General features: G+C 66.6%; 18 protein-coding genes and 1 pseudogene. 7 read left to right on the top strand and 12 right to left on the bottom strand.

Features of this window, described 5'->3' with window-relative positions; genetic code table 11:
• Positions 1-27 precede the first annotated feature (27 nt).
• Positions 28-396: a hypothetical protein gene (locus tag J3A75_RS10530; RefSeq protein WP_209650159.1), complete on the top strand. Its 369-nt coding sequence runs from the start codon at positions 28-30 to the stop codon at positions 394-396.
• A 98-nt stretch (positions 397-494) separates the two neighbouring features.
• A pseudogene (locus tag J3A75_RS10520) lies at positions 495-1,302 on the top strand (transposase); the annotation flags it as partial.
• Positions 1,303-1,958: 656 nt separating this feature from the next.
• Here the strand turns inward: J3A75_RS10520 and J3A75_RS10515 are convergent.
• From J3A75_RS10515 to J3A75_RS10505, 3 genes are all read right to left on the bottom strand, one after another.
• Positions 1,959-3,176: a hypothetical protein gene (locus tag J3A75_RS10515; protein ID WP_209650158.1), complete on the bottom strand. Its 1,218-nt coding sequence runs from the start codon at positions 3,174-3,176 to the stop codon at positions 1,959-1,961.
• 62 nt (positions 3,177-3,238) lie between these two features.
• Positions 3,239-3,919, bottom strand: coding sequence for an adenylyl-sulfate kinase (gene cysC, locus J3A75_RS10510; RefSeq protein ID WP_051252301.1), 681 nt, complete (start codon positions 3,917-3,919; stop codon positions 3,239-3,241).
• A gap of 440 nt (positions 3,920-4,359) precedes the next feature.
• A complete protein-coding gene (locus J3A75_RS10505; RefSeq protein ID WP_051252298.1) occupies positions 4,360-4,749 on the bottom strand; it encodes a hypothetical protein in 390 nt (129 codons plus the stop codon).
• 635 nt (positions 4,750-5,384) lie between these two features.
• On the opposite strand from J3A75_RS10505, the gene J3A75_RS10500 reads away from it, so the two are divergent.
• The gene (locus J3A75_RS10500; protein WP_209650157.1) at positions 5,385-5,561 is read left to right on the top strand and encodes a hypothetical protein; all 177 of its coding nucleotides are present in this window, start codon (positions 5,385-5,387) and stop codon (positions 5,559-5,561) included.
• Between the two features lie 213 nt (positions 5,562-5,774).
• A complete protein-coding gene (locus J3A75_RS10495; protein ID WP_024830641.1) occupies positions 5,775-6,044 on the top strand; it encodes a GCG_CRPN prefix-to-repeats domain-containing protein in 270 nt (89 codons plus the stop codon).
• 455 nt (positions 6,045-6,499) lie between these two features.
• Here the strand turns inward: J3A75_RS10495 and J3A75_RS10490 are convergent, their stop codons facing one another.
• The 6 genes from J3A75_RS10490 to J3A75_RS10465 all read right to left on the bottom strand — a co-directional run bounded on the left by J3A75_RS10490 (position 6,500) and on the right by J3A75_RS10465 (position 9,687).
• Positions 6,500-7,366, bottom strand: coding sequence for an outer membrane protein (locus J3A75_RS10490; RefSeq protein ID WP_029359297.1), 867 nt, complete (start codon positions 7,364-7,366; stop codon positions 6,500-6,502).
• Positions 7,367-7,677: 311 nt separating this feature from the next.
• A complete protein-coding gene (locus tag J3A75_RS10485) occupies positions 7,678-7,872 on the bottom strand; it encodes a hypothetical protein (RefSeq protein WP_012318276.1) in 195 nt (64 codons plus the stop codon).
• A gap of 411 nt (positions 7,873-8,283) precedes the next feature.
• The gene (locus J3A75_RS10480) at positions 8,284-8,493 is read right to left on the bottom strand and encodes a hypothetical protein (protein ID WP_029359298.1); all 210 of its coding nucleotides are present in this window, start codon (positions 8,491-8,493) and stop codon (positions 8,284-8,286) included.
• Between the two features lie 134 nt (positions 8,494-8,627).
• Positions 8,628-8,948 (bottom strand): polyhydroxyalkanoic acid system family protein, encoded by a 321-nt coding sequence (locus J3A75_RS10475; RefSeq protein ID WP_029359299.1) that lies wholly within the window; start codon positions 8,946-8,948, stop codon positions 8,628-8,630.
• A 99-nt stretch (positions 8,949-9,047) separates the two neighbouring features.
• Entirely contained in the window at positions 9,048-9,359 is a 312-nt protein-coding gene (locus J3A75_RS10470) for a hypothetical protein (RefSeq protein ID WP_012318273.1), read from the bottom strand.
• Between the two features lie 97 nt (positions 9,360-9,456).
• Positions 9,457-9,687 carry a hypothetical protein gene (locus J3A75_RS10465; protein WP_024830642.1) on the bottom strand — a complete coding sequence of 77 codons (231 nt, stop codon included), beginning with the start codon at positions 9,685-9,687 and terminating at the stop codon, positions 9,457-9,459.
• Between the two features lie 444 nt (positions 9,688-10,131).
• Here J3A75_RS10465 and J3A75_RS10460 point away from each other — a divergent pair, with 444 nt between their 5' ends.
• Together J3A75_RS10460 and J3A75_RS10455 are read left to right on the top strand one after the other, a co-directional pair.
• Positions 10,132-10,446, top strand: coding sequence for a hypothetical protein (locus tag J3A75_RS10460; RefSeq protein ID WP_209650156.1), 315 nt, complete (start codon positions 10,132-10,134; stop codon positions 10,444-10,446).
• A gap of 443 nt (positions 10,447-10,889) precedes the next feature.
• Positions 10,890-11,066 (top strand): hypothetical protein, encoded by a 177-nt coding sequence (locus J3A75_RS10455; RefSeq protein ID WP_012318269.1) that lies wholly within the window; start codon positions 10,890-10,892, stop codon positions 11,064-11,066.
• On the opposite strand, the gene J3A75_RS10450 is transcribed toward J3A75_RS10455, so the two are convergent.
• Together J3A75_RS10450 and J3A75_RS10445 are read right to left on the bottom strand one after the other, a co-directional pair.
• Complete coding sequence (locus tag J3A75_RS10450; RefSeq protein ID WP_012318268.1) at positions 11,063-11,305, bottom strand: hypothetical protein; 243 nt, start codon at positions 11,303-11,305, stop codon at positions 11,063-11,065. The genes J3A75_RS10455 and J3A75_RS10450 overlap by 4 nt on opposite strands.
• Positions 11,306-11,336: 31 nt before the next feature.
• Positions 11,337-11,591: a hypothetical protein gene (locus J3A75_RS10445; RefSeq protein ID WP_012318267.1), complete on the bottom strand. Its 255-nt coding sequence runs from the start codon at positions 11,589-11,591 to the stop codon at positions 11,337-11,339.
• A gap of 454 nt (positions 11,592-12,045) precedes the next feature.
• Between J3A75_RS10445 and J3A75_RS10440 the strand changes: the two genes are divergently transcribed.
• On the top strand, positions 12,046-12,861 hold the full coding sequence (locus tag J3A75_RS10440; protein WP_209650155.1) for an SDR family oxidoreductase: 816 nt from the start codon (positions 12,046-12,048) through the stop codon (positions 12,859-12,861).
• Between the two features lie 57 nt (positions 12,862-12,918).
• On the opposite strand, the gene J3A75_RS10435 is transcribed toward J3A75_RS10440, so the two are convergent.
• Complete coding sequence (locus tag J3A75_RS10435) at positions 12,919-14,169, bottom strand: sensor histidine kinase (protein WP_209650154.1); 1,251 nt, start codon at positions 14,167-14,169, stop codon at positions 12,919-12,921.
• Positions 14,170-14,247: the final 78 nt, after the last annotated feature.

The following is a 14,247-nucleotide window of genomic DNA, read 5'->3' as shown; positions in this document are numbered from 1 at the left end:
AGTATGGGCCGCCGCTCACTTAATGTCATGGTGCTGATCGACACAGCGGGCCGTGTCGGCGTTCATTCAGTCTGCGAGACACCACCCACGTTCGATGTGACGAAGATGCTGGCCGACGCGCTCAGCGAGCACCTCGCGCTCACCTATCAGCGTTCCTTCGACAGTCGCGAGCCAAGGTTCACCGAGGTAGGCTTCGACCGCCAGCTTGGCTACACCGGCCCGGTCGATCGCGCGGAGCGGTACCCGGCGTTCTTCTGGTGTAAGACCGAGCCGGACATCGCGGATGCGATTCGCTTTCTCGGTCTAATGGTTGAGGGGCGCAGGTGGATCGACCAGGCCTCCGGGTCGTGGCGATCGTGGGCACGACGACGATCCGCGTCTCCGCCCGCACGCTGACCCAGACGCAGCCCCTCCCCGTCCCGTTCGTGGCCGAGGCGGTCGCGCGCATGCGCGCCGGGCAGGCGGATGCCTGCGCGCTCTCCCGCGACACGCTGCGGCTGCAGGCGGCGCTCTCAGGTCTGTTCGGCCTCACCCTCAGCCAGGGCGGGTTGATGAACTTGCTCCGCCGCGCGCAGGGCTGCTTCCATCCCGGCCGTGACGCGGCCATCGCGATGATGCGCAAGGCTGAGGTCGTCGCCTGCGACGAGACCGGCGTGCGCATCGAGGGCTCGAACGCTTACCGCTGGCTGTTCCACTCAGCCGCGGCCGTGGTGCACACGGCCTCGCCGACGCGCGGCGCTGTCGTGGTGCGCGAGATGATGGACGGGCATCGGCTCGCGGTGTGGATCTCGGACCGCTACACCGTTCGAACCCGGCCATGCCGCCGAGCACCAGACCTGCCTGGCGTATCTGGCCCGCGACGTCGCCTATGTCGTCGAGTTCAGCGACGATCCCGTCCCCTGGCGCCTGCAACTCTGGCTGGGACGCGTGTTCGCCCTAGCCGGGCGCGTGGCCGACTTGGCTGCCTCGACGCTCTCGGCCAAGCGCCGGAGCCTGTATCGGCAACACGGCGCTACCTTGGCCACATCGAGCCGCTGTGACCTGACCCGCGAGCTGCAGGCCAAGATCAGCCGCGCTCGCGATCAGCTCCTGATCTTCGTCGCCTAATCCGGAAAGGTCGAGCCGACCAACAACGGCTCCGAGCGGCTCCTGCGTCCGACTGTCATGCAGCGGAAGGCCACCAACGGCAATCACGCCATGTGGGCAGCCGAGGGCGAGGCCGCCATCCGCACCGTCGTTGACACCGCCCGCCTCACAGGCAGCAGTCCCTTTGGCAACATCCTCAAAACCGTCGGCGCTTGAACCCTGCCATCATAGGCCTGGGCAGATACGGTGATGACACATGCCTTGTGGGACATCGTTTATGTTGCCCGTCCCTTTGGTGCACGAGTGGTCCGAGACATGCCATCGTTGTTGCAGAGTGTTCGAGATATTGCTTATGACTACACGGATAAGTTAGCTATATCACTCGGGATGCCACAATTTAACGGTATTGCTTGTGATCTTGGCTCTGTTGAATAGGAAAGTGTAGATTATAGTCTTGTATACTAAAAATTCTCCTATGAGCGTCCAAGCGGAGCTTCGGCTTCAGCCTGAGCAGTTGCGACGCCGAGGCGCGCCGGCTCGGCTGGATGGCGCCCCAGCTGTTCGGCGTCAATTCAAAGCACGGCTTCTGTGTGTGGAATATGCCGGCCCCTGTTGGTCAAGGACAGCCGGATTTCCGGCATGGAGCCGGACCGGGTCGCGTTAGACCGCATCTCGGGCTACCGGACGAGATTGGATCAGGCTTGGAACTGTCGATCTCGGAGTTCGCGGTGCGGACTCGCTGACGTGCATCCTCTTCCAGAGCCGCGTGCAGCCTCTTTGTGAGGATCAGCATGTTGGGAGAGGCGGTAGCTGCCACGAAATTTCAATCAGCGTGCCGTCACGAAGTATGGCAACATATAGATATGCCGCAGCTATCTAGGGCCCAGAACTCTTTGAGATTGATAAAGATACATCTCATGACGAGCCGCAACTTTACCAACGCTTGGAGTTGACTGTGCAATCTCTGTCATCAGCATTTTAAACTTCGAACGGTCAAGCCCACGCCATCTCATGCTGGCTATTAGCGCCGATATGACAATCTCTAAGGCACGGGTTTGCTCGGTTTGTTTATCAAGCCTTGCTTCTAGCAACTGCTCTCTCTGACGAGCAGCACACAAAATAATTTCCAATTGGTTCCAGGTGTCCATACCAGTCTCGCGCAAACTATTATGGGGCGGATTGGTCAAGCTTGGCATTAAATCAAGCTCTTTTTGTTTCGTGCGCTCGGCAAATTCGCACATTGCCGCAACGAGATCGGGATTGGCCGACCAGAAATTCGCACTGATGTACGAGAAAGATCTTTCTCGGTCCGCGAACAACTGGCCACCGTAAAAGCCTTCGATGCGATCGCCCCAGCGTGAAATCAAAAGATCCTCTATTGCAGCAAATTCGCTTCGATGATAATTCAGAGACAGATTTTCGAGAAATCTGTTTGACCGCTCGGCGACTTTAGCGCGGACAACGTGAATGCTTGGCGTTTGAAGAATATCTGAGCCGGAAAAACCGCGGATATTCCACAGGCGCATCATCTCACATTCAAGGTAATCGTAGGATCGGTTGCTTTTCGTCTGCTCTTTGGTAACGAGATCAATCTCAAGCACATCAGAGGCAAATTGTCGCGCGACATCCGTAATCTTATCGTACAAGAATATTTTTATTGCATCTCTTCCAAAAACATGTGCCCAGTTATTCAACATGAAGTCTGGCACAAGCAAGTGCAGACTGCTTGGATTTAAAATTGTATTTAGCAAAAAACTTGGAAAGTGATCGGAGGATCCGTGTTTAATGAGTTCTTGCCACCATGAATAAAGCAATGGTAGCAAGTTTCTTTGATAATAAATAATGGTGAAATCTGCGCAGGGAAGGGCCTCGCGTAATTTTTGTAGGGAGGTGACTGAAAGATAACAGAATTCTTCGCTTGAGAGGACGCAGGTCCTGTTAACGGACGCGAGGATCGCCAACTTCCTGGCAAACTCTGGATGCTCAGGGTTGGAGGCTAGTTGAGCAAACTCGTGCTGACCAGTTTGATCAGGTCGAGTAAACGGATAAATAAAATTCGAGCCGTCCTTGAGAGAGAGGGTGTAAAGCACATTCTGGATCGACGTAGTTCCAGTCTTATGTGGGCCAATATGTATTATGACGCGCCTTTTGGTCATAGCCCGGCGTCACAGCCCGCCTTCGAAATCTTAGATAGAAATTGCCCGGTCGACGGTCGGTCTATTGGCGCGCTTAATTGCAAAAGTGCGTTGATAAGCGGGCGCGCGGTTTCGTCGATTGATTGCCGCGTCGTAGCAAGCGTTAGATCAGGCTCAATTGGTGCTTCGTAAGGCGCCGAAATGCCTGTGAAATTTGGGATGGTTCCGGCGCGTGCCCGAACATATAAGCCTTTCGGATCCCGTCCCTCACAAATTATCAACGGCGTATCAACGAATATTTCCAGAAATGGAACGTCGCCGGCGATAGCTCTTGCCGCTCTTCGCTCTGCCGAGAACGGAGAGATGAGCGAAACGATCGTGACAAGACCAGCTTCAGCCACCAGCTTTGCAGTTTCTGCGACCCGCCTGACGTTTTCAGCTCTATCGCGGTCGGTAAAGCCCAAATCGCTATTCAATCCGTGTCGTAGATTGTCACCGTCCAACACCATCGTTGCGCGACCAGAAGCCGTCAGCGCTTGGTCCACGAAGTTGGCGATTGTTGACTTACCTGCACCTGAAAGACCGGTGAGCCAGGCGATAACGGGTCGCTGATTAAGAGCCTTCCAGCGTTGCTCCCGCGGCTGCAGGTGCTCCCAAGTGAGATTCCGATCCGACGTCGGGCCGCGTGAACGGTTCATCGTTCGCTCCCAGGTTGTCTCCATCACCAGGGATACACAAAATCGTGATCGGTTGTGTTGCTACAACGTCACGTTGATGTGCCTCGTACTGGTACGTTCGTACCGATGGCGGTTTATGAACTCGGGGCTTCATCGTATCGGCGAAGGAGTTATGGCGACTTAAGTCGTTGATCGACATGGTAATTTTGGAGGATATCAACGTCGCTCTACTCTAGGTTTTGTGGGTGCGCGGCTGTTCGTTGATAGGCGTTGCGATTTTGGGCTTGTTCCGTTTTTGTTCGCGAGCAGGGGCGGAATGCGGCGCTCAGGCGATGTGCATGCCGGTGAGTGTACGTAGATGGGGCCACCTGTAAGCGCTCCGGCGCTACGCCGTCGCGACCCTGCTTGAGCAATATGGGCCCAGCATCACGACGATCGACCTGTTGCGCCATTTGACGGCGTCATGCCCCCGCCAGCGAAAGCCTCGGGCGCCATCCGCGCAAAAATACGAGCACCTCTGCCTCGCCGCGATCACGCTGCCATCGTACCGGCAGAGTAACGCCTCGGTGCAGCCCGGCATTCCCTAGTCGACCGAGGTGTGGGACCGGATCGGCAGCCACCTTCTCGACGATGCTGCGCGCGATTCCTCCATACAAAGCGACGCCGAGCGCGAAGGTGCTGAGCCGGACCAGCACGCTATCGGCGATCTTCTTCGACTTCTGATCGGGCACCTGGCTCATCTCGGTACAGGAAAGCCCATGATGGCGGCGGTCTTCACCGTTGTCCGGCGCAAACCGAGAGTGGCGTCCTTGATCCGCCAGCAGCTTTTTGGCCTGCGGGTGCATATCCATGGCCTTGGTCGATCATATGATCGGGCCTCTGGGTTCTGGCGATCGAGGGCACGACAACCTTCCGCGCCTCCGCCCGTACGCTGACCCGGCTGCAGCCCCTCCCCGACTCGTCCGTGGCCGAGGCGGTCGCACGCATGCGCGCTGGGCAGGCGGATGCCTTCGCGCTCTCACAACACACGCTACGGCCGGTGGTCGCGCAGATCCCGGGCTCCCGGATCGTCGCGGGCGGCTTTCAGCAGACGCGAGTCGCCGTCGCCGTTCCGAAGGGCCGACCTGCCGCCCGCCTGCGTCACGGCGTGGCTCGAGGGGGCGAAGCGCACCGGCGTCGTCCGGCGGATCTTCGATACCCGCGGCTTCCGCGACGACGCGGCCGCGCGCTGACCGGACCTCGCAACCGGCACCGCGCGGCAGACCGATGTGCCGCGCCGAGGCACGCGTGCCGCGCAGCTATTTGGCCTGCCGGCCGCCGATCCGCTCGGCAGGAGACCGGCGACCAACGGTCACCCCGCGACGAACCTCGTTCGGCCGCGCGACCCCGGATCTCTGTTGGCGTCCGGCCGGTTGACCGAGAGAGGGGCCGCCGGCCGATCCAGTCCGGCGCGCAGACAGTACAAGGCAAGCCAAGAGGAGGCTTCGTGGACGGATCCAGGGAACGGGAAAAGCGCGACCTCAAACCTCTGATGATCGCGCTCGTCGTCGTGGGGCTCGTCTTCGCGGGGTCCATCGCGGGCTACTGGACCTGGCAGACCGGCAGCCAACAGCATACCGCCTCGCGGCAGAGCGACGGATCGGCGACGGCTCTCCCAAAGTGAGCTGGCGACCCGGGCCATAGATCCAGCGAACACCGTCATCGTAGGCGCGGCGGGCGCCTGAGCGGGTGGATCGGCAGTATCGGGGCGGGACTTAAAGGAAGGCTCCCGCGATACGGGCAATCAAAGCGGTCCGTGACACCCGGTCTTCAACGGAACCAGGTATTCGGGCAGCGCCGACGGAGGTCGGCTCCGCCAAGACCTGGAGATGGGTTGATGCTCAAGTCACTCGCCGCCGCGGCACTGCTCACCGTCGGCATCGCCGTGCCGGCCTCGGCACTGCCAGTCCCGGGGTCGCCGCTCCCCGCCGCGCAGGACGGGCTGATCCAGCACGTCTACGGCGGCTGCGGGCCCTACGGCCACCGTGGGCCGTATGGCGGGTGCCGCGCCGGCGGCCAGTGGGGCGGGTATGTCGGTCGGGCCTGCCCGCGCGGCTTTCATCTCGGTCGCGGCGGGCGGCGCTGCTGGCCGAACCGGTACTGGTAGCAAGCACCCCCGGCCCCTGTGGCGCGGCCGCGACACGGGCCGACGGACCCCTGTGGACGGCGCGCCGCTTCCGATCCGTCACGGTTCAGGGGTGAGCCTGACGTCTTCGCCCCCGACTTGCCTGTGCCATGTTCGCCCGTTCCCGCGCCTTCGTTCTCGACCATCGCGAGCGCCTCGCGGTGCTCGTCTCCTCGGCCCTATTCCTGGCCGGCGCGCTCCCGCTGTTCTGGGCGATCGGCTGATCGCCGCGGCATTCCGTGCCGGAACGCAGGAACACCCCGGGAGCGTGCGCTCCCAGGGTGCTGCCGACCTCGCGGCCAGTTTGATCGGGCTGGGGATGCGAAGGTCAACCGGAAGGCTGCTCTTCGGCAGCGGAGAGTGGTGAGGCGGACCAACACCCCCTCGCCCGCCGCCGCGTCTCCCGGCACGGAGGCCGGGAGCGGCGCGACCCGATCTCAGTATGAGCCGAACTTGTAGTTCAGGCCGGCGCGGACGACGGCGAACTCGGTCTTGGCGGCGGCGCCGTTGAGGTAGGCGATGCCGTTCGGGGGCAGGAGGTTGCCGTAGAACACGCCGCCGGCCGAGTTCTTCTGGCGGTCGAGGCTGACGTACAGGCCTTCGACCTTCAGCGTCACGGCTGAGGAGCGGAAGAAGTTCAGGAACGAGTCGGTGGGGAGCGCATACTCGACGCCGCCGCCGGCGGCCCAGCCGGTGCGGAAGCTGTCGCGGAAGCGGTTGCCGGCGAAGTTCTGGTCGTCCTGGCCCGAGCCGTAGGCGAAGCCGCCGGTGCCGTACACGAGGGTGCGGTCGAAGGCGTAGCCGAGGCGGCCGCGCACGGTGCCGAAGTAGTCCAGCCCGTTGCCACTCGTGGCGACGAAGGCCGGCGGGTTGCTGAAGGCGACGCCGGGGAAGCCCAGGAAGCTGTAGTTCTGGGTGGCGTTGGCGCGGCGGGCGAAGTCGACGTACTGGGCGTCGGCCTCGAAGCCGATCACGACGCCGGAGCCCGGGGTGAACTGGTAGTTGTAGCCGATCTGGGCGCCGCCCGAGAAGCCGTCGTTGTTGTTGCGGTTGCTGACGCTGACGACGCCGGCGGTGCCGGGCGAGTTGATCAGCGAGCCGCCGGGCAGGGCGTAGTTGGTGGTGTTGCGGCTGTTGGCGTCGAAGCCGTAGCCGGCGTTCACACCGAAGTAGAAGCCGGTCCAGGTGAACACCGGCACCGGCGTGAACACCGGCGGCGGCGCGGCGCGGCGCGGCAGGTCGGCGGCGGACGCCGCGGCGGTCAGGGCAGTGAAGGCGGTCAGGGAGGCGAGGAGCTTGGTCATCACGGGCGATCCGGGTTTCGATCTGGTGATAAGACTACCAAGCTCTGAGCAGAATAGCTGTAGTTTTACGGACACACAGCTTCGCTGCGTCGGTAAAATCATGGTAAATGGCCGATTAACTTCAGTCAACTCGGTTAAATACTGGTGAAGTTCTGGCCGCATGCTCGGGGGCGTCCGGGCCGCGAGGCGGCCGCGTCGGCCCCCGGGGCCGGACTCCGACGGGCGGAAGCGACGCGCAGACATTCGTCGGCGCGCCCCTCTCGGCCACTGGGGCGGGAAGGGTTCGTCGTCGCGGCGTCCCGCGCGCCACCCTACCCCGTCCGGTCGCGCCGGGTGATGTGCTTGACCAGCTCGGCCAGCCTCTCCTCGGCCTTCTTCAGCGCCACGCGCGAACCGTGTCCGGGCGGCGTTCCGTCGGCAGCCGCGCGAAGCTTCGCGATGGTGGCCTGGGTGTCCTCGACCTCGGCATCGAGCGCGGCACGCTCACCGGATCTATCGATGGCCATATCGATCCTCCAGGTGTTCTGCCCCTGGCGGCCGCCAGGGCGCCACGTTCTGAGGTAGGCGGCAGGCCGACCCTGGCGAGCCTCGCGGGCGGTGCCGGAACCGGGCTCCCGGTCCGATCCGGGTTCGGCGATCCCCCGTCGCCGCCCGTGCGCCACGGCACGCCGCGGCGTGATCCCGGCGCCCTCGGCCGGCGTTCTACCGGTACACCCACCGGAGACGGCCGCCATGCTGATCCTCAACCCCCTCACCGGCCAGACGGTCGACGTGCGCGTACCCCGCCCACAGCCCAGGAAGGCGTGAGCCCGCCCGGCGCGGGGTCTCGCCGAGGCACCCTCCCCGGTCGCGCCGCGGCCTCGGGCTCGCCCAGCCGCACGATCCCGGCACGCCGGGCCGCCGTGCGGCGCGACCGCTCACACGGAGCGCGGGGGCCGGCGCGCCAGTCGCTCGGCCTCCGCCTGCCACGCGTCGCGCTCGGCCTGCAGGGCCTCGATGCGGGCGTGGAGGTGGCCGGCATCGATGGCGGTCTCCATCAGCATGTCCTGCGCGGTGGCGAGCTGCTGGCGCAGCTCGGCGTTCTCGGTCGCGAGCGCGAGGAGCAGGGCCGCCACGTCATCGCTCATCCTGGCCCCTGCGCCGCCACCAAGCCGGCGCGTTTAGCCCCGGCGCGACCGGGCCACAACCGCCCCGCCGGCGCCCACGGACCGGTCGCCGTCCCGGTCGGCTCCGCGCGGTCGAGCGACTGCCGCGTCGCGCGTCAGGCGGCCTCGTCGGACAGGAGGCGCCCGACATAGTGGCGCCCGACCGACTCGATGACGGGCGTGAACAGGCTCGCCATCCAGGGCACCAGCGCCTCGACCTCCAGCGCGTCGTCGGCCACCTGGATCGCGACGCGCGCCGTCTGCCCGTAGCCGCTGCCCGAGAAGGCGCGGCGATTGCCGAGCCAGTCCTCGGCCTCGACCCGGATCTTCTCCGCCTCCAGGCGCCGGAAGGCCCAGTCCATGTGCAGGTCGATGCGGCGCCGAACCTCGGCGGCCCCGAGGGCGTGCGGGACGGTGATGGTCAGGCGCTTCGGCACCGGGATCTCCTCGCGAGCGAGGCCCGTGAGGTGCGGCCGGACGGTTAACGATCGGTGATCGGCGTCGCCCGATCGGCCTGTCGGGTGGTCCGTCGGCGCTCAGTACCGGACGGTGCGGACGCCGCCGGCCCCGCCGCCCACGACGCTCCGGATGACCTCCTTGGTCGACGGGCTAATCCCGCCGTCGCCGCGCAGCCGGCGCCCGTCCGCCCGCTCGAGGCGCGCGACGTCGTCGGAGCACCGGTCCAGGGCGTGGCGGACCTTGGCCGACAGCGGGCCGCCGCGTTCCGCCTGGGCGCCGCCCATCTCGAACCGCAGGCAGGACGCCAAGTAGCCTTTCAGGTCGTCGAAGGCGGCGGCCTGGGCCCCCGACGTCAGGACGATGAGCATCAGGGCGGATCGGGCGAGCATCACGCGCTCCAAGGCAGGCGGTCCGCGCCGACAACGCGCGAGCGAGGCGTTGGTCCCCGGGGCGCCGTCACGCCGCCGCGTTCAGCCGCCACCGCGTTCAGCCGCTGCGGCGCGGCGCCTGGGCGGCGTCGCGCCGCTGATCCTGGGTGCCCCGACACTGCACGTATTCCGGCGTTCCCGGCTCGGCGCCGTAGCTCCGGCAGATCGCGTCGTCCTTCGCGGCGATGTCCGCCTCGCCCATGAAGAGCTCGCCGCGACCGGGCCGGTTCGCCGCGTTGCAGGCCGTCAGGGCCGTGGCCGCGATCGCCAGAACGATGATGTGCTTCATGGGACTCCTCGCCGCCAATCAGCACCACAGCGCCGCGACGCTGTCGATGACGCCGCCGCGGCATCCACAAGCCGGCGGTCGACATGGTTATCCAAGGATGGCCAGGGGGTTAGCGCGGCGCCACGGTCCGGGCCGCCCGCCGCACGGGGCGGAGCTGTCCCGGCATGCAAGCGTAACGCCGTCGTGACCGGCAGTGCCCGCGTGGCCGGCATGTCGTGTCGCCGGTGCAGCCGCGGCGCAACGCCGGCTAAGCATCCGCCCCTGCATCCTCCCGAAGGCAGACCCACCTTCAGCCCCGCCGGCAGCGCCGCGCGGGGCTTTTTCGTGCGCCGGGCGCCGCCGGGCACGAAGGTGAGCGGCGTCGGAAACCCGGATCGCGCGCCCGCGTTCGGGCACGGAGGCCCGTGCGCGCGGCACAGTCAGGGCCGGGATGCCAAGGAGCACATGATGCGTCATGCCCTCTTCGCCATCTTCGCGCTGGTCGCGGCGTCGCCCGGTTCGGCGCAGACCGGCACCGGTCCCGCACCGATCCGGCAGCCCGGACCGCCCCAGCCGGTGACGCCGGGCACCCCGGCCGGAACCGTCGTCGTTCCCAGCGGCGGCCAGAACAGCGGTCCGGGCAGCACCGCCGTCGTCGCGCCCACCGGGACGGGGGCGGCGACCGTCACGACGGACTCGGCCGCGGGCGGAAATGCCGGCCAGCCGGAGCGCGGCGTACCCCAGGTCGGCAAGGGCGGCGAGGCCGGCGGCGGCAGCTGATCGCCGACTCCGCTTCCTGAGAGTCCATCCCGGCCAGGTCGGGGCGGGCCCGTGCGCCGTCCCTTCGCCGGTGTCCGGATGCGGCGGGCGACGGCGCGCGTGCGGGCACCGGGACGTGAGCGCCGCGCCGTTGACCCGCCTCGGAGCGGTGCGCCGACGCCGCCTTCAGTTCAGATGTCGGGCAAGTTCATGGCCGACCATCGAGTTCTGACCGCTCTCGCTATGTCAGGTTCTGAAATCAATCTAAAATAATCATAGACGTCCTTTCCATTGGTGCATTTATACCAGTAAAATTAAATTACAATTCGTTGATGCAGTTCTCGAATTGGCACGCTATAGAGATGTCAAAGATTTGGCGCGACGACGCCGTGCATCTGCCGGAGATTGCGTTGGCGGATCCAGAATTCGAGGATGAGAGAGGTAGGCCGAACGACAAGAGATCGATGCTCCGGCAGATCGCGCACGCCCTCGGAACGCCCGAAGACGCCTTTCTCGACGAATCCGAGGCGTTCGCCACGGTCGAGATGACGGGGGACTTGCTGCGCGTCTGGTCCGCGCTCACCCTGTCGGACCGCCGCTTGCTGCTGGAGATGGCGCGCGGGATGATCTCCCGCGGCTAGAACGGCCACGGCTCCTCCTGTGACCCCTTCCCTGCCCGCTCGCCCGGCGCCACGAGGTCCACGATCTCGTCGAGCGGCTGCGTCACCCGGATCGTCCGACCCGCCGCGGTGATGAAGGTCTCGTTGCGCATCAGGTCCGTGTCGCTCAGCGCCTGGACGCTGGTCACGCGCAGCAGGTGGCGGCAGCCGTCGCCGTCCTGCACCTGGAGGAAGTTCCCGACCCGCCGAACCGCCGACATGGCGCTCTCCCACCCCGCTGGTGATCTGGGCCTAGGCGCCCTGCAGGCTCTCGGCGAAGTCGTCGGGGATCTCGCCCCACTGGCCGAGGATCGTGACGCCCTCCAGCTCGCCGGTCTCGTCGTCGGCCACGACCTTCAGCGCCGCCGCGCCCGGCATCCGCTTGGCCATGTTCTCCGCCTTCTTCACCGCCCCGCTCTCGGTCTGCGCCGGCTCCTGCCGGGCCGGTCGCAACCGCTTCCGGTGCACCTCGAAGGGCTGCACCACGAACGCCGTCCTCATCGCCATCGCCGTCCTGTCCCCCGGTTTGTCACAGGTTCTCCACCGACCCTACCGGCCGGCCAAGGGCCGGCCGCGACAGGTGTTTTCGAGCCGTATTCACATCCGTCCACCGGCCCGGAAGAAACTTCTCGCCCGCAGATTGTGCCCGGCCCGCACCTGTGATCTGTTCCGCTTTCGTTCTAGCACGGCGAGGCGGCGGGCGCACCTCTCCCGGATCGGCGCGGCGGGGCCAGCGTGCCGATGCCGTCCGCGTGCCGCCGATCGGGCCGGCATCGGGCTGGGGTTGCGCCGGCCTCCCCGCGCCTGTTGGCGACCGCCCGCCGACGACTGCCTGACGCGCGTCGGACCGGCCCGGCCAGGTCATACCAAGGTATGGCGTCGCCCCGCGTCGGTATAAATGTCCGGCTCCGTCCCGGTCGCTACACTTTCCGTCATCCAACAGCGCAGACGGAGAGTTGTCATGACGGATGGTGCCAAGGGAATTGCTCTGATCACCGGCGCTTCGGGCGGGATCGGTGCGATCTATGCCGAACAGCTCGCCGCGCGCGGCTACGATCTCATCCTGACCGCCCGGAACGCGGATCGCCTGGAGGCGGTCGCGGAGACGGTGCGCGGGGCCTCCGGCCGCACCGTCGAGGCGCTCGCGGCGGACATCAACGACCGTGCCGGTCTTCGGCGCGTCGAGGATCGGCTGCGGGGGGACGCGGCGATCACCCTGCTGGTCAACAACGCCGGCTTCGGCTCGGCGGCCCCGCTGCTCCAGGCGGATCCGGACGAGATGGAGCGCATGATCGGCGTGAACGTCACGGCCGTGACGCGCCTCGCCTACGCGGCGGCGCCGGCCTTCGTCGCGCGGGGGCACGGGGCGATCATCAACGTCGCCTCGACCGTCGCCCTCAATCCCGAGCTGCTCAACGGCGTCTACGGGGCCAGCAAGGCTTACGTCCTGGCCTTCACCCAGGCGCTGCAGCACGAACTCGCCCCCAAGGGCGTCCGGATCCAGGCGGTCCTGCCCGGCGCGACGGCGACGGAGTTCTGGACCGTGGCCGGCGTCGGCGGCCACCGGAACCTCCCGGCCAGCATCGTCATGACGCCGGCCGATCTGGTCGCGGCCGCGCTGGCCGGGTTCGATGCCGGCGAGGTCGTCACGATCCCGCCCCTGGAGAACGGCGCGGCCTGGTCCGCGCTGGACGCCGCGCGCCTCGAACTCGCCGCCCAGCTCGGCGCGTCGGCGCCGGCGAGCCGGTACCGGAGCGCGCGCGCCGTCGCGGCCTGAGGCGCCCGCGGGGGCGCCCCGACCGGGGACCCCTGCCCACTCCCCGCGGCGGGTCGGTCAGGCCCGGGCGAGCGGCAGGCGCACCGTGAACCGGGCGCCCGGCGCCCCGTCGCGGGAACGCGCGTCGATCGAGCCGCCGTGGGCCGCCACGATGGTCCGGCAGATCCGGAGGCCCAGGCCGAGCCCCTCGGGCCGCGTCGTGAAGAAGCCGTCGAACAGCCGGTCGACGGCGTCGGGATCGAGGCCCGGCCCGTTGTCGACGACGTCCACCGTGATCGATCCGTCCCGGCAGGTGGTCTCGACCGTGATCTCCGGCCCGGGCGTCCGCGCCTGCCGATGGATCTGGATGGCGTTCATCAGCAGGTTGACGAAGACCTGCTGCAGCTGGATCCGGTCCGCGGAGACCTGCGCGGCCGCGTTGGCCGGGACGACGGTGAGCCTGATCTTGCCGCGGTTCAGGTCGTGCGCCACGAACTGCGCGGCCTCGGTCAGGATCTCCGCCACGCAGACGGGCGCGCGGACGCTGTCGCGTTTCGCGGCCATGCGCCGAGTGCGATCGATAATGTCCCCGGCCCGCGTGACCTGATCGACGATGCGCTGGCATTGCCGCCGGAGCAGGTCGCGGTCGAGATCCGCGCGGTCGAGCAGGCGCAGCATCGCCCCGGCGGTCATGCCGATCGACGACAGGGGCTGCCCGATCTCGTGCGCGATCGACGCCGAGAGCTCGCCCAGCGTCGAGATCCGGGAGACGTGGGCGAGCTCGTCGCGCAGGACTTCCAGGGACATCTGCCGCTCGACGTGCTCGGTGATGTCCACGAAGGAGGCGAGCCAGAGGCCGGAGCTGGCGCCGTCCGCCCGCGGGACCACGCAGAACAGCGTCTCGAAGCGCGAGCCGTCGAGCCGGACGCTGTGCGCCTGCTGCTGGAACGCGGTCGCGCCGGCCGCGAAGGCCCGGGCGGAGTTGACCTGGGCGGTGCAGAGGGGGTCGAAGAAGCGCTGCGTGCGCTGCCCGATCATGTCCGCGCGGCCGCCGGCGCCGAACATCCGCACCGCCGCCTCGTTGACGTCGAGGATGACCATCCCGTGCCGCAGGCGGTCGGCCACGTCCGGACGCGCGTCGAGATGGGCGGCGATGTCGGTGATCCCGGCTGCCCGGAGCGCGTCCAGGGTGGCGACCCGCTCGCGGGCATCGACGACGACGAAGCCGATCGTCGAGACCTTCATGCAGACGAGGTACCACGCGTCGTTCCAGTCGGCCTCGCTGGCCACGACGATCCGGTCGTCCGTCGGCGTCAGACCGATGCTCATGTCCACGGTTCCCGGGGCCGGCCCCAGTGCTGGCCCGCCGCACCCCCGGTATACGGCATGCGAAAATCCCGCTTCCAG

The organism is Methylobacterium sp. PvP105 (genome assembly GCF_017876975.1).
Taxonomy (GTDB): Bacteria; Pseudomonadota; Alphaproteobacteria; order Rhizobiales; family Beijerinckiaceae; genus Methylobacterium; species Methylobacterium radiotolerans.
This window is presented reverse-complemented; position numbering and strand designations above follow the sequence as displayed.